At 46.6% G+C, this 23,437-nt stretch carries 22 protein-coding genes; 3 read left to right on the top strand and 19 right to left on the bottom strand.

The window, feature by feature from the left end; all coding sequences use genetic code 11:
- Window positions 1–25 precede the first annotated feature (25 nt).
- From P401_RS0104040 to P401_RS0104010, 7 genes are all read right to left on the bottom strand, one after another.
- A complete protein-coding gene (locus P401_RS0104040) occupies window positions 26–1,120 on the bottom strand; it encodes a hypothetical protein (protein ID WP_029341328.1) in 1,095 nt (364 codons plus the stop codon).
- A gap of 10 nt (window positions 1,121–1,130) precedes the next feature.
- A complete protein-coding gene (locus tag P401_RS0104035) occupies window positions 1,131–1,946 on the bottom strand; it encodes a hypothetical protein (protein WP_029341327.1) in 816 nt (271 codons plus the stop codon).
- Window positions 1,943–2,620 (bottom strand): ATP-binding cassette domain-containing protein, encoded by a 678-nt coding sequence (locus P401_RS0104030; protein ID WP_029341326.1) that lies wholly within the window; start codon window positions 2,618–2,620, stop codon window positions 1,943–1,945. Before P401_RS0104030 ends, P401_RS0104035 begins: the two co-directional genes overlap by 4 nt.
- Window positions 2,613–2,993 (bottom strand): GntR family transcriptional regulator, encoded by a 381-nt coding sequence (locus P401_RS0104025; protein ID WP_029341325.1) that lies wholly within the window; start codon window positions 2,991–2,993, stop codon window positions 2,613–2,615. Before P401_RS0104025 ends, P401_RS0104030 begins: the two co-directional genes overlap by 8 nt.
- Window positions 2,994–3,145: 152 nt before the next feature.
- Window positions 3,146–3,334 carry a hypothetical protein gene (locus P401_RS0104020; protein WP_029341324.1) on the bottom strand — a complete coding sequence of 63 codons (189 nt, stop codon included), beginning with the start codon at window positions 3,332–3,334 and terminating at the stop codon, window positions 3,146–3,148.
- A gap of 13 nt (window positions 3,335–3,347) precedes the next feature.
- Window positions 3,348–4,223, bottom strand: a complete 876-nt coding sequence (locus P401_RS0104015) for an SDR family oxidoreductase (protein WP_029341323.1) — start codon at window positions 4,221–4,223, stop codon at window positions 3,348–3,350.
- Between the two features lie 88 nt (window positions 4,224–4,311).
- The gene (locus tag P401_RS0104010; RefSeq protein ID WP_029341322.1) at window positions 4,312–4,773 is read right to left on the bottom strand and encodes an NUDIX hydrolase; all 462 of its coding nucleotides are present in this window, start codon (window positions 4,771–4,773) and stop codon (window positions 4,312–4,314) included.
- A gap of 326 nt (window positions 4,774–5,099) precedes the next feature.
- Between P401_RS0104010 and P401_RS0104005 the strand changes: the two genes are divergently transcribed.
- Complete coding sequence (locus P401_RS0104005) at window positions 5,100–5,837, top strand: peptidoglycan DD-metalloendopeptidase family protein (protein WP_029341321.1); 738 nt, start codon at window positions 5,100–5,102, stop codon at window positions 5,835–5,837.
- Window positions 5,838–6,094: 257 nt separating this feature from the next.
- Window positions 6,095–7,039, top strand: a complete 945-nt coding sequence (locus P401_RS0104000; protein WP_029341320.1) for a peptidoglycan DD-metalloendopeptidase family protein — start codon at window positions 6,095–6,097, stop codon at window positions 7,037–7,039.
- 61 nt (window positions 7,040–7,100) lie between these two features.
- Here P401_RS0104000 and P401_RS0103995 read toward each other — a convergent pair whose 3' ends face one another.
- From P401_RS0103995 to brnQ, 10 genes are all read right to left on the bottom strand, one after another.
- Window positions 7,101–8,252, bottom strand: coding sequence for an FAD/NAD(P)-binding protein (locus tag P401_RS0103995; protein WP_051656235.1), 1,152 nt, complete (start codon window positions 8,250–8,252; stop codon window positions 7,101–7,103).
- 147 nt (window positions 8,253–8,399) lie between these two features.
- Window positions 8,400–9,512: a glycerol dehydrogenase gene (locus P401_RS0103990; RefSeq protein WP_029341318.1), complete on the bottom strand. Its 1,113-nt coding sequence runs from the start codon at window positions 9,510–9,512 to the stop codon at window positions 8,400–8,402.
- Window positions 9,513–9,606: 94 nt separating this feature from the next.
- Window positions 9,607–10,434, bottom strand: coding sequence for a sugar phosphate isomerase/epimerase family protein (locus tag P401_RS0103985; protein WP_029341317.1), 828 nt, complete (start codon window positions 10,432–10,434; stop codon window positions 9,607–9,609).
- Complete coding sequence (locus tag P401_RS0103980) at window positions 10,382–11,380, bottom strand: DUF6005 family protein (RefSeq protein WP_029341316.1); 999 nt, start codon at window positions 11,378–11,380, stop codon at window positions 10,382–10,384. The genes P401_RS0103985 and P401_RS0103980 overlap by 53 nt, the downstream gene beginning before the upstream one ends.
- Window positions 11,373–11,624, bottom strand: coding sequence for a phosphopantetheine-binding protein (locus P401_RS0103975; RefSeq protein WP_029341315.1), 252 nt, complete (start codon window positions 11,622–11,624; stop codon window positions 11,373–11,375). Before P401_RS0103975 ends, P401_RS0103980 begins: the two co-directional genes overlap by 8 nt.
- Window positions 11,612–12,808: an AMP-binding protein gene (locus tag P401_RS0103970; RefSeq protein WP_029341314.1), complete on the bottom strand. Its 1,197-nt coding sequence runs from the start codon at window positions 12,806–12,808 to the stop codon at window positions 11,612–11,614. Before P401_RS0103970 ends, P401_RS0103975 begins: the two co-directional genes overlap by 13 nt.
- Window positions 12,795–14,420, bottom strand: coding sequence for an IucA/IucC family protein (locus P401_RS0103965; RefSeq protein WP_051656234.1), 1,626 nt, complete (start codon window positions 14,418–14,420; stop codon window positions 12,795–12,797). Before P401_RS0103965 ends, P401_RS0103970 begins: the two co-directional genes overlap by 14 nt.
- Window positions 14,377–16,071 carry an IucA/IucC family protein gene (locus P401_RS0103960; protein ID WP_029341312.1) on the bottom strand — a complete coding sequence of 565 codons (1,695 nt, stop codon included), beginning with the start codon at window positions 16,069–16,071 and terminating at the stop codon, window positions 14,377–14,379. Before P401_RS0103960 ends, P401_RS0103965 begins: the two co-directional genes overlap by 44 nt.
- Before the next feature lie 327 nt (window positions 16,072–16,398).
- Entirely contained in the window at window positions 16,399–17,877 is a 1,479-nt protein-coding gene (locus P401_RS0103955; protein ID WP_051656233.1) for an AraC family transcriptional regulator, read from the bottom strand.
- A 209-nt stretch (window positions 17,878–18,086) separates the two neighbouring features.
- Complete coding sequence (gene brnQ / locus P401_RS0103950; RefSeq protein ID WP_029341310.1) at window positions 18,087–19,427, bottom strand: branched-chain amino acid transport system II carrier protein; 1,341 nt, start codon at window positions 19,425–19,427, stop codon at window positions 18,087–18,089.
- A 366-nt stretch (window positions 19,428–19,793) separates the two neighbouring features.
- On the opposite strand from brnQ, the gene P401_RS0103945 reads away from it, so the two are divergent.
- Window positions 19,794–20,672: an AraC family transcriptional regulator gene (locus P401_RS0103945; RefSeq protein ID WP_029341309.1), complete on the top strand. Its 879-nt coding sequence runs from the start codon at window positions 19,794–19,796 to the stop codon at window positions 20,670–20,672.
- A 117-nt stretch (window positions 20,673–20,789) separates the two neighbouring features.
- Here the strand turns inward: P401_RS0103945 and P401_RS18230 are convergent.
- Both P401_RS18230 and P401_RS0103930 read right to left on the bottom strand, forming a co-directional pair.
- Window positions 20,790–22,138 (bottom strand): IS3 family transposase gene (locus P401_RS18230; RefSeq protein WP_412767679.1). Its coding sequence is split into 2 segments (ribosomal slippage): window positions 20,790–21,679 and window positions 21,679–22,138, totalling 1,350 coding nucleotides; the frame shifts between segments, so codons are not numbered across the junction.
- A 108-nt stretch (window positions 22,139–22,246) separates the two neighbouring features.
- Window positions 22,247–23,437, bottom strand: coding sequence for an acetyl-CoA C-acetyltransferase (locus tag P401_RS0103930; RefSeq protein ID WP_029341306.1), 1,191 nt, complete (start codon window positions 23,435–23,437; stop codon window positions 22,247–22,249).

Here is a 23,437-nt window from a genome sequence, read left to right as displayed (position 1 = left end):
GATGTGTAGAAATTGGTTACTTTTATTAATTTGTTACGACTTCATTTAGATAAATGTTATTTTTCGAACCTTGTTTCTGAATATTAGCTTCGTAAACGATTTCAGATGTCACCGGATTGATCACCAATGATTTGACCTCATCTTTTTTCGTTCGATAAGCGAAATAGATATGGTCGTGATCTACAGTAAAGCTCGTATGGGAAAAATCTTCTTCTAATGTAGGAGATTCGAGGTTAATCGTTTTGGTAATTAGTCGCTCTGACTCAACATCATAGATTAACCATCTTAACTTTTTCTTACTCGATGGTTTCAGAGAGATTTCAAGAAGTCCTAGATAATATTTACCATCATTTATGACATTTGATTCGTTGACTTGATCGAATTCTTTTAATACTTTTGTTTGTTGACCATCCTTTACGACGGTTTCAGACAAAAAATCATCAGGATATTCCAATTCTTTTAATTGATCGACAATCATTTTTCCATTGTATAACGATCGAATCGTATCACCTTTTCCTAAACGGTCAGGTAATTTGATTTTAGTTATCGTTTTCTTTTTTAAATCGATTTGGTAGATATATTCTCTTTCAATCTGTCTATTAAGAGGGGTCGCATCAATGAGTAACTTGTCCTTTGTTCGTTGAAACGGAGAAAAACGTAACTGTTTATTCATTTGATCTTCAGGCAGCTTAATCGTTGTGCTCGTCAATTTCTTAGTCTGCGCATTCCAATACTGAAGTTCAAGTTTATTTTCGCTTAATCTATTGATTCCATATGTAATCGAATCTTTTGTAAACACATGTGTATCATTCTTCCAAGCAAATTGTTGGAACGATCGTGGAGCATCGGTCCAATTAGATTCATTATAAAAAAGTAACGAAAGTATTGTTTGACTATCCTTCGTCATATCCCCATTCATCGAAATACTATATTCATTCGGATTTTGTCCCCACTCACTAAGACTAAGTTGCATGTTTCGGACGACTTCTTCGTTTGGATCACCTTTTTTTGTTTCAACGACGAATTTCGTCTTATCGAACGAAAGTACTTGTCCCACATAAATTCCTAAAGACACGATAGAGATGACGCCTAAAAGTAAAACATATTTTATCGAACGCATAGTGTCCTCCTTAAACCGTAATTTTCCATTTTAATAAACGTAGACTTCTCCAAATCACATAAGCAAAATAGAGGACGAACAACCCAATCAATACAAGCGTCTTTTCTGAGTTCAACAATAATTTAGTTTGCTCTAAGAAATAAAGACCTGTCACAGTAAAAATAACCACGATGAAAATCTCGACTCCCATTCTCAGAAGACCAGTCCATTTACGGTAAGAACGTTCGATTAAAACAAGAAGGAATATAAAACTCACGATAAACATCGATATTGAAAGAATTACAAATAAATTCGTCAAATTCAACGAAAAGAGTTCGCCTAACGTACTTCCTAGTGTGCGATGACTGTCTTTATCCAGATAGTCAACTCGGACAGACCAATTAAATAATAGATTTCCGAATTGGATCAAACACCACTGGATACCGAGAAAACTCGTGATGATCAAAAGTAATGTCGTCCACTTCGAGAAGAAAATGCTTGCTCGATTTCCTGGAAGCATCAATAAACGATAGATATATTTCGTTTCACCAACCCAATCCCGGTACCAAATCTGAATTGTATAAATAACGACTAACGCCATACCAATCAATGTCATGTAACTGAAAAAGGAGGTTGTATTAATGAACGAAATTTTTCCAATGTCATTGAATGCGTCATACAAAGTAGCAGTATTCGCCTTCAAGTAATCTTCGATTCTGCGCTCATGTAGTTTGACGTTTACAACGACCGATACCAGCTCAATCGCTGCCATCACAAGCACGGCGATTATATAAAGCTTAAAACTCCGTTTGATCTCTTCATTCGTCAATTGTATGTATTGTTTCATCGAAGGTAAACCTCCCGCATCCGGTCCTGAACCGACTTCCCGTACAGTTCTCGCATCTCTTCCGTCTCATGTTCATCGATGATTCGACCGTCCTGTAAGAAGACGACTCGATCGATCAAGTGCTCGATTTCCTGAATTTCGTGTGTCGTCATCAGGATGCCGCGTCCTTCCATGAAGTGACTCGAGAATAATCCTGCAATCTGTTCCTTCGTAAACAGATCGATCCCAGCGAATGGTTCGTCGAGTAATAAGTACGGACGATCGAGAGCGAAACCGAGGATCAAGCTGACCTTCGCTTGGTTCCCTTTTGATAAGTCCGTGATCTTATCTGTCGAGAGTAGCTGGAAGATCCGCATTAGCTCATCCGCTGTCGCCGGGTTCCAGTCGGAATAATAATCCGCCATGTACGTCAGCGCATCACCAACCGTCATGTAGCCGGGCATCGTCTGGATATCCGGAACAAAGGCAATCTTATTTCGGTTGATCTCGCCATCGATGAGAACTGTTCCCGCGTTAACCGGGACAAGACCTGCGATTGCCTTCAGGATCGTCGATTTCCCCTCACCGTTTAGTCCAATCAGACACGTCAATTGATCCATTGGAACGGAAAACGAGACGCCTTGAAGAACTGGTTTTTTACCGTATTTCTTTTGTAAGCCATGGACTTCAAGCATCGATCTTCCTCCGTTCCGTTTCCTGATACACCGTCTCGATCTTCGAGACGACCTCGTCGAGTGGAATTTGAATCGCTTTGACGGCATCGATGAATTCAGAGACGGCTTCTTCCAGCATCTCAGCACGTACTTTTTGGACAACTTGTGGATCGCGTGTAATCTTACTCGGGACATTCCGTTCTGTCGTAATCAATTGCTGCTCCTCCATCTCTTTGTATGCTTTTTGTGCGGTATTCGGATTGATTCCGAGCTGTGCGGCGATTTCGCGGCGGGACGGGATCTCTTGCCCGCTTTGCAATTCCTCGGTCGCGATTCGTTGTTTGAACCAACGGACGACCTGCAGATACACCGGGCTTCTTTGGTCGAACTGCATCGGTAGACCTCCCTTTTTTGTTTAATGTATTAAAACAATAATACACTTCTCTTCTGTATCATACTCACCATACAGTTTGACTGTCAAGATAGTTTGTCTTCTTTATCACGAAAAAACCACCATCCAATTTTGGATAGTGGTCACTTCACTCATTAATAGGGATTCGGATCCTCCTGCGGTGTATCCGGAATCTCAGTCGGTTCTGGGAACGTATCCGGTTCCGGTTGACGGACCGGGTCTTCCTGTGGCGTATCTGGCACCTCACTCGGTGGTGTCTGCGGTATCTCATCCGGTTGATGATCCGGTTCGCGTTCTGGCACTTCATTCGGATTTTTCTTCATCTTGATCTCCCCCTTAAGACGTGATGTAATCGCCGCCATTGATATGAATCGTCTGACCCGTGATGTAACTTGAATCGCGAGAAGCCAGATAGACATAAGCCGGTGCATTTTCCGACGGTTGTCCCCGGCGTTTCATTAATGTATCTTCCCCATGCGACTCGACTTTCTCCTTCGAGAACGTCGCCGGAATGAGTGGCGTCCAAATCGGACCGGGTGCGACGGCATTAACGCGGATTCCCTTCTCAATCAAGCTCGAGGCGAGTGAACGTGTTAATGTCGTAATTGCCCCTTTTGTGGCTGAGTAATCGATCAACGTCGGTGCCCCACGATAAGCCGTCACCGATGAGGTATTGATGATTGCATCTTCTTTATGCAAATGCGGAAGCGCCGCTTGAATCAAATAGAACATCGAAAAGACATTCGTCTCGAACGTTTCCTTCAATTGATCTGGTGTAATCGAAAGAAAATCATCCTGCGGGAATTGTTTCCCGGCATTATTGACGACAATGTTCAATTGACCGAATTCCGCAATGACCGTATCGATGATCTCTTGTGCATTTTCCGGTTGACTGACATCTTTTGCGATTTTTAAGGCTTTGACCCCGTAGCCTTCAATCAACGATTTCGTCTTTTCCGCGTCTTTCCCCTCATTTAAGTAAACGATCGCGACGTTTGCCCCTTCTTTCGCATAAGCGACAGCAACGGCACGACCGATTCCACTATCCCCGCCCGTGATCAGCGCGACCTTCCCCGTCAGTTTTCCTGAACCGACATAGTCCGGATCATCGTAAATCGGTTCTGGTTTCATGGCATACTCGACACCGGGTTGTTGTTCCTGCGTCTGCCCTCGTGCTTCTTGATGCATCGCTTCGAACTGTTCTTCTCTCATGAACGATCAGCTCCCTTATCACTGTTGGAATGAACTACATGATTAACCATTCCCTTGCGATACATCTATAAACGTTTTTCTGGAAAAGTCAGATGTCATTCGTCAACAGTGTCGGGAATACATTCGTTTGGAGCATGTTTGATAGTTCACTTGGATACAATGTATACTGATCCAGTTTGTCAAACGGAACGAAGCGATACGTCAACCCTTCACCTTCTGGACCGTAAAAATCCTCTGTTAATAAAGGCAGCGGTTTTTTGCAAACGACTTCATAAAACAATCCTAGTTCATGAAACTCGTGATCAGCGTACCCAAAGAAATTTTCATGCAGGAAACGGAAGACCGGTGGCTCAATCGACTGACCGAGTTCTTCTACTAATTCACGTTCAATCGCTTTGGCACCATTTTCACCGAACTGGACACGTCCTCCCGGTAATGACCAAAAATCATCTTCTCCTTGACGATGAATCAAGAGATGTCCGTCTTGGATGAGTAGCGCCACTGCGCGAATGTTAAGCTTTTTTTGATTTACTGTAAACGTCAAATCCATCCCATTACCTACTCTCTTCTTATTAGACTCCCATACTTTCTCATCATTTCCCATGATTGCGTTTTGTCATCAAATTCATCTCGTTGTAACACGGATTCATCTTGATTTTAAGGGATTTTGAGATTGAATATGTATTCAATATTACAACAATTGTTATTAGAATATATTTAAGCAATCAAATTGAAACACAAACGTCTGATGTTTGAATGCTATACTCTCGTTAGTCAAATGACCGCATCACTCACTTCAACACACACTAAACGCATCCACTTCTATAGATGTCATTCCGACGACAACACTAGATATTCAACTTAGGAGGAACATTCATGAAACGAACAATTACGACGTTAGCAATGAGCGCCCTCGTTGTTTCAGGTTTTGCAGCTACGGGTACAGGTAAGGTTGAAGCCTCTTCTGGCTCATCGTATAAAGTTAAAATCAAAGCAGACGGACTCCGCGTCCGGACTGGCCCATCGTTAAAACACCGCATCGTCGACGGCGTCAATGCGGGTCAAACATTCAAATACCTCGGTCGGACAGGAAACTGGACGAAGATCATGCATAAAGGTGAAAAACGCTTCGTCTATTCTGGTTACGTCAAGAAGTATAGCGCTTCTAGTAAATCAGCGAAGAAAGCATCATTCTCTTCGTCGACCGGATTCATGCGTCCGACAAGCGGATCGATCACACAAGGCTACGGGAATGCTAGCGGGAAATACGGCTACACGTTCCATAACGGAATCGACTTCGGAGCACCTACTGGAACACCAGTTAAAGCAGCTGCTGCCGGAAAAGTCATCAAATCGTCATATCAGGGAGCTTATGGTAACCATGTCATGGTCCAACATAAAGTGAACGGTATTTCGTACACAACGGTGTATGCTCACCTTAGCAAACGTTCTGTCTTCGTCGGTCAATCGATCCCGAAAGGCGCGAACATCGGAGCTGTCGGTAGTACAGGGAACTCTTCTGGATCACACTTGCACTTCGAGATACACCGTGGAAACTATGTCTACAGCGGTTCTTCAGCAGCAAGCAGTGTCAACCCACTCGCTTTCTTATAAGCATTTCAAGATACCTCAGATGAGGTATCTTTTTTGTTTTCAATGGGCATTTTATCTTATCCAATTCCATCCAATCTTGTCAAAGGATTTTAAGGATTATTGGAAAAAGAATAAAATTAAGTTCGTTTAATATAATTTATTGAAATAATATCGAAATGTGAATGTAACAATTAAACATTTTCGTAAATGTTATACTCATCTATGAAATTTACATAACGGTTTGGTCACACAGATTACATACTCAGGAGGAATGAATCATGCATGGTTTTTGGAAAGGTGTCTCGGCGACAGCCATCGCTGTCGCAAGTTTTGCATCATTTGCCATCCCGCGTGCGGATGCAGCAACGACGTTCTATAAAGTGAAGGTCATGGAAGACGGCTTACGCGCTCGGACGGGTCCTTCAACGTCTTACGGCACGGTCACGAGTTTTGAAAAAGGTGACACATACAAGTATCTCGGTCGGACAGGGAACTGGACAAAAATCCTCTACGGTTCGAAAAAAGTCTACGTCTCTTCTACATATGTTAAGAAATATTCTGTAACACGTATCTATAAGATTAAAATCAACGTCGACAATCTTCGCGTTCGTAGCAGCAACTCGACGAGCAGTGCAGTCGTCGGAAGTGTCGATAAAGGCGAAACATTCCGCTACCTCGGTCGGACAGGTGACTGGATCAAGTTCCTATACGGTGGCGACAAACGATTCGTTCACGCTGACTACGTCTCGAAATATGCTGTCTTGACACTGACAAACAGCAGTGGCGCATCAAAAGCCTCGACGTCGACGTCAAAAAGCTTCGCGACACCAACGAGTGGTCCGATCACGCAAGGATATGGTAAGGCAAGCGGTGCTTACGGCTATACGTTCCATAACGGTATCGATTATGGCGCAGCAAAAGGTACTCCAGTCTATGCGACAGCAAGCGGTAAGGTCATTACGTCTCAGTTCAAAGGCGCATACGGCAACTACGTCATGGTCTCACACACTGTCAACGGATCGCCGTTCATCAGTCTGTATGCACATATGAATAGCCGCTCCGTCTCGGTCGGTCAAACTGTCGCCCAAGGTCAAAAAGTCGGTACAGTCGGCGAGACAGGTAACGCTTTCGGGACACACTTACATTTTGAACTCCATAAGGGATCGTACGTCTACAGCGCAACATCAGCTGGTAGCAGCGTCAATCCACTCGATTACCTCTAAAAAAAGGCCCGACCACATGACTCATCAATGACGTCATATGGTCGGGGCTTTTTCTATCCTTTTAGACGGAAGCAAGTGAAGTCTGCTTCTCTTCAATCGTCGAGGCGATCGCACGTGCTGCGGCTTGTCCTCCGTAAATCGACCGAGCGAACGGTCCGACCGTCAAATCAGCAAGGCTGCCTGTCGCGAATAAGTTCTCTCCCCATTCAAAGGTTTCTTCATCTAATAACGGCGTCCGGCAAGGAGACAATGGCAGATCCAACTCTTGCTGTACCGCTTCAAGCCAAGATCCTTCGACGACCATCGGACGGATACCCGTTGCGCAAATAATCGATTCAGCGGTGATGATGCGGCCATCCGTCAACTTTACTCCGCTATCGATTTCCTGCTCGACTTCACCAATCACATGACTGATGATTCCTTCCCGAATCAGATGACGGACACGTTGAATCAAGTCCTGTGTTGCCGTTCCGGGGCGACGCTCCTGTACGATCAACGCTCGTTTTTCGCTAGCCGACAAGGACTTGAATGGCGTCAATCCTTTTGGTCCCATGAACTTCCGATCCGCATCGAATGCACTTTTTTCGAGCGGACGTCGTGAAAGGAGGGTCACCTGTCCAGGATAGCGCTCGGCACATTGAATCGTATGATGCAAGGCACTGATTCCACCTCCAATGATGACGACCGGTGGTGTATCGTGCTTCGATAAGAAAACGTGACGCGCCGATTTCGCCCACTCTGGCATGACGTGATGCTCCGATTGTCCGAGGGCGAGAACGACACGTTTTGCCCATAACTCGCCTTCGTCTGTCGAGACGATCCACGTTCCGCTTTCTCGTCTTAGCCGTGCGACTTCCCCTTGGACCCAGCTCGCCTCCACTTCATTTTGCTGCGCCAATTGAAGGGCATGGTCGTTGAATAATTCCAAGGATGGTCGCCCGTATGTATCCTTGAAGGCTTGATGTGTATAATCCTGTTCTTCAGCATGATGCCTGAGACTCGTCGGATTCGTCGAAGTGTGGTGCACCCGAGTTGAACGCAGGTAAGGCATGCCGATCCGTTCGGTTTGTTTCAGCCAGTTCATCAATGGTTGCCGATGACGGTCGATGATCCGTATCATCTCCCGATCGATTCCTTTTTCACGTAAGGCATTGAATACCGTCATTCCATGAATTCCTCCGCTAACAATCACCCATTCATATCGATCCGTCATCACAAAAACTCCTTTACCTGAATTAAATCGTAATCATTACGTTTTATAACAATAGCGTGTTTTTAAGAAGAATTCAAGCGTCATTCGACGAAAGCCCATAAAAAATCCGCTTCCTCTCGGTAGAGGAAGCGGATTTAAACGCATCGATCAGGAAGAAGCATGTTTCGCTAGATACGCTTTCGAATAGCGGTCAGCTGCGATGATCGCATCCGCGACTTCGTCCGCAGTGACGTTGAAACCGCTGTGGATCGTCTCGCCTTCAGCAGTCGCTGCCTCGCCGACCTTGACGATATCTTCACGCGACGCATCTTTTAGCTTGACGTCTTCGAGCGTCACCGGTAAGCCAAGATCCGTGTAGAGCGCGATGTACCGCTCGATTTCTTCTTGTGGATGTTCTTCGAGCGCCAGTTGAACGAGTGTACCAAAGGCAACTTTCTCACCATGCGTTAAATGGTGAATCTCACCATCCAGCGCTGTGAACCCGTTATGGATCGCATGCGCTGCAGCTAATCCACCACTCTCGAAACCGAGTCCACTTAAGAGCGTATTCGCCTCAACGACGGCTTCGAGTGCTGGTGTGACGACTTGCGCCTGGACGGATTCATACGCCAGTCGTCCATGCTCGAACAAGACTTCCTCACACCGTTTGGCAATCGCTTGTGCCGCAATTGTCGGTCGCCCGCCTGCCATCGTCTGTCCACCAAAAGCGACGACACTCCGAACCTCGACCCAAGTCGCGAGCGCATCGGCGATTCCGGACGCAAAGAAACGCGCCGGCGCTTGCGCAATCAGTTTCGTATCGACGAGAACGAGATCAGGATTCTTCTTATAGAAGCGATAACTTTCGAAAATCCCTTCGTCGGAATAGATGACGGACAAAGCACTCGTCGGGGCATCGGTCGAAGCAAGCGTCGGAACGATGACGACGGACACGTTCAGCTCATCTGAGACCGCTTTTGCCGTATCGAGCGTTTTCCCGCCACCGACACCCATGACGAACCGAACATCTGCCGCTTTTGCTTGCTCCGCGATTCGTTTTACTTCATGCCGTGAGGCTTCGCCACTGAAATCGGCTTTCTCGATGCCGACGTTTTCACTAGACAACGATTGTTCAACGCGTTCCTTGACGATTTTCCAGACGACATCATCCGCGATGACGAGCGCTTTTTCACCGAACGGGCTCACATATGTACCGAGCCGGTCAATGACATCCTTTCCTTGGACATACTTTGAGGGACTAATGAAGACACGTTCTGACATGTTTCAACATCCTTTCTGTAAGGGACACGATAGTCAATGACATACAGTAGAGGAATTTCCTTTTCTACTAACGTTTAAACCCCATCGATTCGAATCATTTTGACAAAACGGGTACTCTTTCAAGAGCTTGTGTGATGAGACTCCGATCACTTCTTAATCGCTCGTCCGGATCAGGACCGAACCATTCGAGGCTAGCCGTCAAGTGATCGAGATGACCTGAAACGTCTTCAAAGAACCGGTGATAATCGACGATCCCTTCGAACAATGGAACCATCCCTTCCCGCGATCCGCTTGCCGCATAGACATTTGCTGGTTCAAAAACTGAAAACTGTTCAGCATTCGCCACTGTTTTTAAGTGTAGGTGATCCACATACGCTGCAAGTCTGAAGTATGCTTCGACGGGATCTGCCTTTGATTCGATGACGTGTAAGACGTCAAAGTTGATCCGACATGCCGGGTGATTGATCGCTTGTAATAAACGTATCGTTGCCGCAACCGTATCCGTTGCAGTGTTCGGATGAAATTCAAGTAATAATCGCTGTCCTGCAGGATCAAGGACACGACAAATCCCCTTCAATCGATAAACGAGTTGATCCCATTTTGCATCGGATAAGGTATGGCTCGCCTCATTACCAGCAAAGATGCGGATACGCTCCGTTCCGATTCGTGTCGCTAATCGCGAGAGTCGTTTTGTCTCCGCAAGTAGTTCTGACATCGATGCGTTTAAATTTAAATAATGACTCAACATACTGACGTTCAGATGGGACGAGTTCAGCCGATCGACTTCTTCCATCCTTAAATGTTCAGCATGAACGCCCCAGATATCAATGGCGTCAAAGCGTTCTTCTGAAGCAAAATCGATCAAATCATTAAATGAACGCAGATGATGCCGATAGCTGATCGTGCAAAGTGCGAGTTTCATGTTCAATCCCCTCCTGTCGTTGATACGCATGGAACGTGTCGACGAGTTGCCGTTTAATTGCACTCTCCCGTGCCCATTGTTCTTCGATCAATCGTTCGATTTCCAAGTACACTTCCGGTTGACGCGTTACAGCATATTTAACAGCCCGATGCTGGATGACAGAGTATTGATTGACTAATGTTTCAACCTCATCCGTCCATTCTTCAAAATCAGATGTCTGCAAGTCGCGTCCAATCGTTTCATATAAATAAGCAAATGCATGCTCATAGGCGTATTTTCGAATGGCAATGACAGGTAACTGCTTTAAGGCATTCGGTAATCCCTCAGGTTGTTTACGATAGTGATGCACAACACGTCTGACTGCCTCGGTCAATGGATGATGTACGTTTAGACAACTCATGAAATAGGCACTTACCGTCGTCGCGTCCGGTATTCGAACATCCGTACTCTGAAACGCGAACCCACCAGCGACAGCAGGATGACGTACCGCTTCCAGAATACGCTCGCGTGCAACATCACCTTCATATCGGAAATCAGGATCAAGCATGTGCCATACTTCCGGATTTTCTGTCGCCTCTAACATGACGTAGTGGGGAAACACATCATGGTGAAATTTATTTTCGCGCTCAGGTAGACTAGCTAAATCCAACATGACAATCACTGACTCGTCCTCGTTTTTCTGTTCGACTCGTTTAATAAGATGTGCGATATTCAGTTCCTTTGATTGCTCGTGATCATACCATTCTTCGACAGGTATGCCATAAAGCTGTTCATACCAAACAAGCATCTCCTGATGATCGATCTTCTCATCATGATGTGAGAGGACATAATCGGCTGACAAGGAGAACGAAGAGTCCCACACGCCAAAGTAATAGGGACGATGGTCCGCGTCCGATCGTTTGATCGTCTCGCAGACGCAACTGACGAGACAGTGTACTTTAATCATGTGCGACCTCCTGTAAAACAGACATCAACTCTTCTACTCGCATTTTGGGCAGGGCTGACATGTGCTCATCGGGAATCACTAACCCGTGTTCCAATTCAAGGTGAAGCAACAGATGAATCAAGCGCATCGAATCGAGTCCTAGATCATCTCGTAGAGAGTCTGTTGTCGAGACAGCGACAGATGATGACCATTCGAGCTGTTCTGTCAGTATATCTTCGAATTGCGCAATCGTTAAACGGGACATGTTTGTTCCTCCAATCGTTTTCTACTCACTTTTCCATTCGCAGACAGCTCGATTTGCTCAACGATTTGCCACTCCGTCGGTCGTTGATGTGGTGCGAGATGCTTCATACAATGTTGTTTCAGTTCTTCCTCTGATGCTGTCGTCACGAGTTGAGCGCAGACGCGCTCTCCTTGAAACGCATCCATTCGTTTAAAGACGACGACAGTCTCGACGGTCGGAAGCTGATACAAGACATCTTCGACTTCCCCTGGATAGACGGATAAGCCAGACACATTGATCATCTCATCGAGCCGGCTAAGAAAGTGCAGCCCGTCTTCAAAGTACATCAAATCCTTCGTACCGATCCGTACGCCTTGTTGCGAAACGACTAATTCTGCTGGTTTTCCCTTCGTTCCAGTTTCAATCTCAAGATGCTCTAGTGGAAAGCCGATCGCTTGCGGACTCGACGGATTCGGATGAAGTGCGATACAGCCGATTTCTGAACAGCCATATTGTTGAAGCAAATGATGTGTCTTCCGTTCAATCGAACGGAACCACTTTTCTGGTAATGTCATCCCGGAAATCATCACTGCGTGAACTGTTTGCGGGAACAAACTCATCGCATACGCCAGTCCCGGTGCCGTATAGATGATCGCGTCCGGATGCAAACGATGGATTGCTAGCACATGACGCGGTGAGAAGTCTTGTAGGATGACTGGTGTTGCTCCACGTCTTAAAGTCGCGAACACTCCACACAGTAATCCGAATGAGTGCGTCGTCGGACAAGCAACGATCGTCGCTTTCGTCGTCAGCGGAAAACTGTTCGTATAAGCATTCAGTTCCGTCTCGATCGACTCCCATGTCCGGTGAATGATTTTTGGTAGCCCCGTTGTACCGGAACTGAATTGAATCAATCCACCCGCACGTTTTTCTGCTTCCGGAAGCGAAACGATGGTCTCTTGATAAATCAAATAACCACATCCGGCTTGTGTCGCTAGACGCTCAGCACCGGAAACTGGCGTATCCGGATGAATGGGCAGGATCGTTCCATTCATTCGGCGCATCGCAAGACAAAGGGCTAACCACGCTTTTGTATCTGACGTACAGATGGCTACGGTCTTCCCTTCCGTTATGAACGATTGCTTCACCAGTTCATGTGTCGTCAATTCTTCTTCTGTCACCCATTCTTTCTCAATCCATAGCATGATCGTCTTCCTCTCCTCGTTGAACGAGTGAATTCTTTACATCGATTTGATTCGTCAAACCAAACCGTGGTGCCAGTAAGGCTTCTGCTGTTACTCTTTGTTCGTACCATCCGATTCGTTCTAGTCGGTCTCGATCAATCGGCAATCCTTCGATCGTCTGATGCATCCAATCAAAGAACGTCGCTTCACTCAAGTTCTCCGTCTGTTCAAGTTGATACGCTAGTTCCGTCAAATGATAGACGAATAATGTATCGTACAGCAGTTCGCGTAAGGCAAGCGGGTGTGACATTTCGTAATACGTGTTGAGCGGTGCATCAAAATCAGGATGTAGCCTCTTAAAATCGGGTACATCCGATGGATCGTCGAGTAACTCGGTGACGAACTCGACGCTATCATGAAAATCGCGGAGAATGATCCGTTCCGGCCATCCGTCCCGTAAGACAAGTAACGTATTCTGGGCGTGAGCTTCCACACCGATTCCTTTCTCAGTGACGAGTCGGATGATCGGTTCGAGATAGACAACGAAGAATCGACGAAGCCACCGTTCATGACCATATCGTTCCAACCACGGTCCTAGAAAATGTCTTCCGTCGACCTCGATTTGAGCAAGTGCCGTCAAAGGCATGACTTGCTCGCCCGGTTGAGCATACGTCAAGACGTTTTCTCGAAAGACACAGCCGACCCGACCCGCAAGTGGACCGCTCGAGCCGACGCATGAAGCAAATTCAGATAACAGCGTCACCGGCAATTCACTCGCCTGTTTTTTCAACCAATCCGATACTGCAGGAGCTGCCACGACATTCGGCACGGCAAAAGTCCGAACGGCTGACGTTTGCTTCAAGTCGAGTGGCAATTTGATATGCGGTAGTTCGGGGTGACCTGGACAAAAAACGGTTCGAATCGACTGCGTCGCTTGCACGAATACCCCGCCTTCTCCTAAGTCGATACCTCCGACTTGCGCCACCTCCTGCTTGATACGTGACCATTGCCATGGGTGGACAGGAAGAATCTGATAATCGATTCGATTCAAGCTCTCTAGCTTTTCCAAAAAACCGTGAAGTTTATGCTGTCCAAGTATTCGTCGAATCGGCATGATCCCATTTCCTTGAACGAGCGTAGGCGGCGAGGCGACCCAATGCAACTGGAAGCGATTGCCCGCTTCAGGTCCATATGCCTCGTGATCGGCATGCGAAAAGCCAATTCTTGATTTGAAGCAAGGATGGTAGGGATGCCCTTCGATGATGGTCTGCTCCAACTCTTCATAACCGAAGCCTGCTCGGTGGATTCGTAGACGATGTCGCTGCGACAAGTCATCGAAATCATGTGTACGTCGCAACTCTTCCTGAAAGTCGTCCGAGATCGGCAATTGCGTCAAAAGATACTCAAACCAGTCATTGACGCCGGATGACTTCGATGAGCGTAACGTCTTGATGTCGAGCCGTATTCGGTCGAACGGACCACGTTTGCCTTCGACTGTCACTTCACTATCTTTTAAGTGGAATGTAAAACAATGCTTTGTTCCGACAATCGTTTCAGTAAAAGGAAGAATCCGCTCAAATAACAGACTCTCAAGAAGTTGTTTGCAGATGCGTGTTTTGCTGTCGTAAAGCATAGTTTCCCTCCCGTAACGGATTATCCAAGTCGACGAAACAAACCCGTTCCCCCTCGACTTCGAGTTCATCTAGTCCTTGAAGGCGTGTTAGTAAATTCGCCTTGTATGGAAGTGTCGACGATTCTAACAACATCAAAAGCCAAGCTCTGCCTCTCCCTTCTAGATTTTCAACTCGTACCTGACACCATTCACGCAGTAACGCGATAGCAACTTCTTCGTTCAATAATGTGTCTGCTGCCAATCGGTCGATGACACTCGCTAGATGGTTCCAAATCATGTAGTACGTCAAACGCTCAGCAATGACTTCTTCTGAGTAGAACAACGTCGTATGCTTCAACTCCGGTTCTAGCAGGATGAAGGAATCTCGATTCGTGTCTGCTAAGTAATAGCCTTGATTATCCCGGACGTGATATCGAACTGGCCATCCTTTTTCAAATGTAATGAGACTATTTTGTTGATGTGCCTCGAGCCCGATTCCTTGTTCCTCATACAGTGTGACGATCGCTCCTAACGTCAACTCCAAGTACTGTTTCCACCACCGAGTGACATGCTCCGTTTCGATTGATCCTGACTGCCGGATGAGCCGCAACAGGAGTGATTCTGAATCCGGCAATGCTGGTTGGACGAGTGCCGCAACATTTACCGCGTGGGGTGCTGGCTCTCGCAAAATGACTTCGAATCCGGTCTCTTCTTTAGTCCGGATCGCTAAATACGCAGGATCATGAATGAGGTCAAACGTATCAGGAAGAGACAGATGACAAAACAAGCGATGCATCAAATAACCAGCCTCTAATTCGTGCCGCTTATTGACGCGTCTTGAGTTCGTCACTTGGACAGGTATGGATAACTTCAACATATGGCTTCGGTCGAGTGCTTCGACGGTCCGGATCGATGAAGTCGCGTTATAAAGTGGTCCAGATGCGCCATGATAACGGAGAATACCTTGATCAATCCATTGCTCGACTGTTGGCTGACGCAACAAATACTCGGCTTGAAGCGGATGGATTGGAATGATTCGCTCTTGTGCCGTCGCTTGAATCGAGTTAGCCTGTTGATTTTCCATCAGCTGACTGATTGTCTCATAGCTACCTGAACGTTCTTCGAGCAATGTCTCATGTACTGTAAAATAGTGAAGTTGAAACGGTTGACGGAATTCAGGCGCATACGCCTTTTGTTGCCAGTCGGTCATACCGACTCTACTTTTCGGGGTCGGATGGAACCAATGACCACACCACAAGCGTTGTTCATAATCGATGAATGTCTCTTGCTCTTGTGCGTCCAGTTGTTCCTCTAAAATCAATTGCACTGTCCGGTGACTGTCAAGAACACGAAAGAGTAAGTCCGTTTGATCCGGATCTTTTTGTTGAAGCTTGGTGCAACAGGTGATGATACAGGACATGGCTGAAACTTCCCGCCATCCGCTTTTTGTCTTTTCACGGATTATTCCAATCTCGTGGCGTCCGATGATGGAACGACGTTTGATTTCGATGAGATACGGTTTCATCCAATAAAAAGAGGATATCTCGGATGCATCAAACGGTCTCTCGTTGACCCATTCGCCCGGGTTCACTTCTCTGATGTAGCTGTTCATGAACGATTGAAGCGTCACCTCGGTCGCTAATCGCTCGATTTGTTCTTCGCATGTTCGCACGCTCTACTCCTCCTCTTATTGAAAATCATTCTCATTCCATATCAATAGAAAAACGGGTTTCCCCGTTTTTGATGGTACGTATACGCACTTATGTTAAGTAAAACGTTTTCAAGTTCCTTCAATCCTTTTTCACAATCGATTAAATGCCAGGAGTCACGTATCGTCGTGAGATTTAACACCAATCAAACAAACGATCCTTCCTAACATTCGTACGACAAGGCGACGACTTTTTAGGTTCATTTATCAGCCTTCTCTGCCTCATTGTGAACTCCACCTGTAATGATAATCATTATCAATGATGAGTGACATGGATTTTCTTTTCATTCTTCATGGACAAACAAAACAGTTACTATCGCTGATATACGTATGCAATTGACGTAACATATGCATTCTCCCAAGTGGTCCCCACGGATCCCAATCGACACTGTCTGGGTAAAATATACGCCCCGTCCTAACGGCACGAAGCGTTTGCCACACCCTCGTTCCTCGAATTCGTTCCACATCTGCAGGTTGACTCCACAGTATGAACAGACCATCCGGATCCAACTGCTGTAATGTTTCTAAGTCGATCGTCATGTAGACGGCATGCGGAAGTCCTTCCACGGCTTGTAAACCGATTTCACTGAACAGAAAATCCAACATCGTATGCCCTGTTCGTCCGTACAGTCGGATTTCTGAGTCTCTGATCCAAATGACGGCCCATGTCACATTCCGATTGAATTCGAACTGTTGCTTCACAATTGTTTCAAGCGTCTCGACTTCGTTGATGATGTCAGTCGTTCGCTCAAGCGTATCGGTTGCCGTAGCAACAGCATACAAGTAACCCTTCCAACAAGTTTGTTTCGGAATATCGATGACCGGACAAGACATTAACATAGATAGTGATTCACCTCGTATCGGTGTCCGTAAAACGAGATCGAGATTTGATGTCTCGAACCATTCCGGTAAAATCGTTGTTGACGCGTCGTATAGTTGCGTACCTTCGAGTTCACTTAAATAGTCTGGCACACCGTTCGAACGATATTGTGTCGGAAAAGTCGGTGCGATGACAGGTTGAATGCCAAGTGCCAATAAGTGATCTTGCAACAACGCTTGACTCCAAATTCCGACCCGTGGAATCAACCGTTTCCGGTACTGACTTGGTGATAGTCCCTCACGTTTTTTAAAGAGACGGCTGAAATAAAATTCATCATTGATTGATACACGTTCTGCGATCTCAGCAATCGTCCAATCTGGATGTGCAATCATCCACTCCTTCGCCCGTTGCATCCGCAATTGATGAACCAGTTCCTTGGGTGATTGATCGTAGTGCTTTTTGAATTGGCGGGAAAACGTCGGCAGTGACATATTCAACTCATTTGCCAAGTCACTGACTGTTCTTGATTTCCCGAGTTCTTCTAACCACTGGGACGTCACTTCCTCAAACGTCTGCTCATGACGACGTTCACTTAATTGCTCCAGCAGTTGATACAGATAGCGATGCTGTCTAAGAGAACCGGTTATTGTTTCTGGACAACTGTGCATTCGTTCTAAGCACTCCACTAGTTCATTCGTTGGTTGTCGGAAGATTGGAAATGGCGTCAGTTCAACCTCTAACTGATACAAAAGACAATGCCCCTCCTGAACGATGAATCGTTCACCTGATTTCTTGACGAAACAGGCTTCTCCCGCCTCTAGACGTTTTCTTTCCGTGTAGGTAATGCCAGCGCCTTGTATGACGACGATCAAACTCGGACGTAACGCCAATTGTCCTCCTGTTTGTAATGCGTGTTTCCTCACTCGAAATGTATGTAGTGCTTCTGTCATTTCCAACTCACTCCTAAAAACATTTGCTACCTGATACTTTTTTTCGTATATCAACTTTGAATTTCCCTAATTGATAATGAATATCATTTTCGTTAACACTATAGCATCACTCTACCGGTTTTTGTCAACAACTGTTGCTAAAGTACGTTGCACCGTCACAACAAAAAAGTCCCTTCACCCAGTGTAATCTGAGTGAAGGGACTTAATTTTTAAGCAATACGCGACGACGAGTGTGTCTCCGCTGTTTTCTTACCAACGACTGCTCCGATCACTCCACCAATGATCGCTGGAACGACCCACCCGAGACTGACGGAAGCAAACGGTAATACTACATCGAACACGTCCGTGACAGCTGAGACGTTGATCCCTGCTGTCTTTAATCCATCAAACAAGCTGATGAGGAATGTCATCCACAGCGCCCCTTGATAAACGGCTGGTTTGCCTTTAAAGAGTGGATGCAAGAACGTCAAGAAGATGAGACAGATCGCCAGTGGATAAAGCGTCATCAAGACTGGTTTTGAGACGGCGAGCAATTGATTCAGACCGATGTTCGCGACGAGTGCGCTGAAGACCGATAAACCAATCGTCCATTTGACGTACGAGATTTTTGGCACGAGTGCCGAGAAGAACGATGCACAGGCCGTGATCAAACCGACGCTTGTCGTCATACAGGCTACCGTGATCATCAGACCGAGCAAGATCGCACCGTATTCACCGAAGTAATGATCCGACACAGCCGACAAGATTTCTGCGCCATTCGCCAGTTGTCCGATTTCCGAGACACTCGAAGCACCCATGAAGGCAAGCGCCGAATACGTGATTGCTAGCAAAGCTGCTGCAATCAAGGACGCTTTCGTACAAATCAGCAACAACTGTCGCTTTGACGTGACGCCTTTTTCCTTGATCGCTGCGATGATGATGATACCGAAGACGAAGGCCCCAAGTGCATCCAGTGTCATGTATCCTTCTTGGAAACCGTTAAAGAAGGCATTCGACTGATATGTCTTCAAAGGATTCTGAAAACTTCCGATTGGATGAAGGACGGCGACGACGATCAAGAGACCGATGAACGTAATCTTGATTGGTGTCAGTACCTTACCGACAACATCGACGATCTTCGTCGGGTTCAACGACAAAAGACAAGCGACCGTGTAGAACAAGACCGTGAAGATGAGTAAAGGCCAGTGGCTCGTTGACTCACTGAAGAATGGCTTGATTCCGATCTCATATGAGACCGTTCCGGCGCGTGGAATCGCAAAGAATGGTCCGATTGCCAGATACAAGATGACCGAGAACCCGATTCCGAATGCGGGATGGACACGTGACGCCATCGCTTGTAGATCGCGTTCCCCTGAGTACGCGAAAGCGAGAATCGCTAGCAATGGTAGACCGACACCGGTAACGAGGAAACCGGCATTGGCGACCCAGACATGCTCCCCTGCGAGCTGTCCGAGCATCGGTGGAAAGATGAGATTGCCTGCCCCGAAGAACAAGGCGAAGAGCATCATACCGATGACGATGATAAATGATGTTGGAACAGTTTTAGACATAATAAACCCCCACTGATGATGATCGACTTGATCCGCTCCCTAAGCAGATGAAGTACTTCGTTCGAAAGAATACCATACGTTTAAGAGCTCGTGCTAGGAGTTTATCTGGAGAATATTCTGAAAATTATGCAGAAAGTTTGATATAGCTTGTTTCTACATAATTTGTTACGTCTGTGCGTCGAAGCGTGAAACCGGATTCATAAGTTCATCTGACGGAGTAGAAGCTTTTACTTCTTTTTAAAAAAGAAGATAATATAAATTGTCCACAATGATGACTCTCACCAATCGACTTAATTCGTATGCAAAGAATCAAGTCTCCTTTGTCAGCGACACGTATAGTGAATAGTGAAAGGAGGGGAATAAATATTGCTCGATCAATTAAATCAATTGATGCGTTATATCGATGAACATTTGACGGAAGAACTATCACCTCAAGACATTACTCGACTGACAGGACTATCCGATTATCATTTTCGAAGAATGTTTTCTTATATGTCCGGGGTAACACTAACGGAGTATATTAAACAAAGGCGTTTATCAGAAGCGAATCGCGACTTAATTCAAGGTGCTTCTGTCACTACGGTCGCCTTCCAGTATGGCTTCCGTTCTGTAGAAGGTTTTTCGAGAGCTTTTCGTAACTGGTCAGGTTATTTACCGTCATTTGCTATAAAACATCAGATTCAAAAAAACTTTCCTCCCTTCACATTTTATTTAGAAATTAAAGGAGGAACTTCAATGGAGTTTAAAATCGAAGAAAAAAGTTCATTTTTTATAACGGGTGTCTCTAAACGTGTACCAATTCAATTTGAAGGGGTTAATGAATCCATCATTGAGCTTGCCCAATCCATCACGACGGATCAACGACGACAAATGAAGGCAATGGCCGATCTTTATCCTAATCATATATTGAATGTATCTTTTGATCATGAGGAACAATTCCAGGAAGAAACCGGTTCACTTACTCATATGTTAGGATATGCTACAACGCAAAAATTAACTGATTCCGGTATAGGACTTGAACAGTTGTACATCGATGCATCGACATGGGTCATTTTCCCGAATCGTGGACCTTTCCCAGCAACTTTACAAGATACGATGGCTCGATCATATTCTGAATGGTTACCTTCCTCTGGTTATGAATTGATTGACTTGCCTGCCATCTCCTTTACGATTCACGGTGACGACCCTGAACAGGTTTATAGTGAAGTATGGGTCGCAGTTTCAAAGAAAAGTAGTGAACAGTAATTCTATATATGTTGGCAAACGAAAAAGCCGTCTTCTCAGCAAACGAAGACAGCTTAAATGTCACACACTCCCTTAAATTATGAACTGAACCAAAAAAGTTAGACAATAAATAATTTGTCAGGCGACCTTGAGGACCTGAGTCCGGTATTCCACCGGGCTCAGGTTTTTTAGTCGTCTCTTGATACGACGATGGTTATAGTACTCGATGTAACGCTCGAGCTCACATTTGAAGTGGTCCATGTCATCGAACTCCTTGAGATACAGGAGCTCTGACTTGAGCACAGCGAAGAAGCTTTCGATGGCTGCGTTGTCGAGGCAGTTGCCCTTACGGGACATGCTTTGCGTAATGCCGTGCTCGTGAAGCGTACCGACGAACGCTCGATATTGATAATGCCACCCTTGGTCGGAATGCAGAATCGGTCGGGCTTTCCCGTCGAGCTTCCCGATTGCCTGATCCAACATTTCACCAACGAATTGATAGGTAGGGCGGTCCGATAGGGTATAAGCAATGATCTCACGATTTCCCAAGTCCATCATCGGCGAGAGGTAGAGTTTCTCCCCGAACAGGTGAAACTCAGTGACGTCAGTCACCCATTTCTGGTTCAGGCCGGTGGCCTTGAAGTCACGTTGGAGAAGATTCGGTGCGACCTTTCCGACCCGTCCTTTATAGGAGCGGTATCGCTTCATACGGACAAGACATTTTAGACCGAGCTCATTCATGAGACGGCGTACGGTCTTCGGATCGTGCCGGAAGCCTTGGCGTTCGAGAAGTGCGTGGATGCGACGATAGCCACATCGTCCCTCGTGTTCGTGGAAGAGAGTATGGATAGCTGTCTTCACCTCCGCATACTTGTCCTCGCCCGTCAGGCGCGTCCGCCAATAGTAATAGACGCTTCGTGCCATACCGAGCACGCGAAGGAGTCCCGGAACGGGATAGACTGACCGCAATTCGTCGATTACTTGTGCCTTGATCCGGTTCGTCGCGCATTCTCTTCTTGAACCAAGGCTTTCAATTTTTTTAACGCAGCGTTCTCCATCTCGAGATACTCGATCCGCTCTTTGAGCTTCTCGACTTCTGTCATCTCTTCAAATTCCTTCTTCTTGCGTCTCGCCATCGGGGCACGTCCTTTCGGTCTGGCGACCAGACCTGCGGTCCCTTCCCGTTCATACGTCGATCGCCATCTCGAGATCGTCCCTGGGGAAGAAATTCGGTACTTTACGGCCGCCTCTATATTGGACAGCCTGTTGGTCACCATGTCGTTTAATACCTCCAGTTTAAATGCCAGCGAGTAGCTTGTATAGGAAGGATCGAAGATCGTTTCCCCCCAACGCTCATAGAGACGCGACCACTCGCGGATCAGTTCACGTGCTATCCCGAATTCTATCGCTACACCTCGGTATCCGTCTCGTCCTGTCAGATAACGCTCAGCGACTTGGACTTTAAACGCCTTTGTATATTTGACCATAAAAAACACCCCATAAAAGTTGGATTTTTATGTCCAACTTTTATGGGGCAGTTCAAATTATTTGAATTGAGGGAGTGTTTTCATTTCTTTTTATTATTCCTAATTCAATCATACTCTTACAGACCTTACGATCGTCGCAACCCCTTGCCCGCCACCGACACATAACGTCGCAAGACCATGCGTTTCACCCGTCCGTTCGAGCTCATGAATCAACGTGACGAGAATTCGCGCCCCACTCGCACCGATCGGATGACCGAGCGCAATCGCGCCACCGTTGCGGTTGAGTTTCTCATGCGGGAACTGAAGCTCCGCATCGACCGCGAGGGATTGCGCTGCGAACGCTTCATTCGCTTCGATGACATCGATCTCGTCAAGCGTCAGTCCTGCTTTACCGAGTGCCTTCTGGACCGCTTGAACGGGACCAATCCCCATGATGCTCGGGTCGACGCCGGACGTTCCGTTCGCAACGATCTCAACGAGTGGTGTCACACCGAGTTCTTTTGCCTTTGTCGCGGACATGATGACGAGCGCAGCAGCTCCGTCATTGATGCCAGATGCATTGCCTGCCGTGACCGTTCCGTCCTTCTTGAACGCCGGACGCAAACGGCTGAGTGTTTCGACAGACGTGCCCGCTCGCGGAAACTCATCTTGTTCAAAACGAATTGGATCGCTTTTTCGTTGTGGAATCAACACTGGCGTAATTTCCGAGACGAACCGTTCTTCTACCAATGCCGTCTGGGCTTTTTGCTGACTCGTCGCAGCGAACTGGTCCTGCGCTTCGCGGGAAAGTTCGTAGGCGTCGGCTAAATTTTCTGCCGTGATCCCCATGTGATAGTCATTAAACGCACACTCAAGTCCATCCTGGATGATTGTATCGACGAGTGGTTGGTTGCCCATCTTCAGTCCAGACCGTGCGCCTGCAAGGACATACGGCGCCTGACTCATGTTCTCCATCCCACCGGCAACGATGACATCGGCTTCGCCCGACTTGATCGCCTGATACGCAAGATGGACGGCTGAGAGGCCGGATCCGCATACTTTATTGACGGTCATCGCTGGGCACGTCTCCGGTAATCCGGCAGCGAGTGCCGCTTGCCGTGCTGGATTTTGACCAAGTCCTGCTGAGAGGACGTTACCGAAAAAGACTTCGTCGACGTGATTTCCTGCGACACCAGCTTTTTCGAGTGCTGCGCGGATGACTGTCGCTCCGAGTTCCGTTGCTTTGATGTCCTTCAAACTTCCATTGAAATTTCCAATCGCCGTGCGCGTCGCACTGACGATGACGACTGCTTCACTCAT

The organism is Exiguobacterium acetylicum DSM 20416 (assembly GCF_000702605.1).
Classification (GTDB): domain Bacteria; phylum Bacillota; class Bacilli; order Exiguobacteriales; family Exiguobacteriaceae; genus Exiguobacterium_A; species Exiguobacterium_A acetylicum.
Note: the sequence above shows the minus strand (reverse complement) of the source record. Positions and strands in the feature narration are given on the sequence as shown.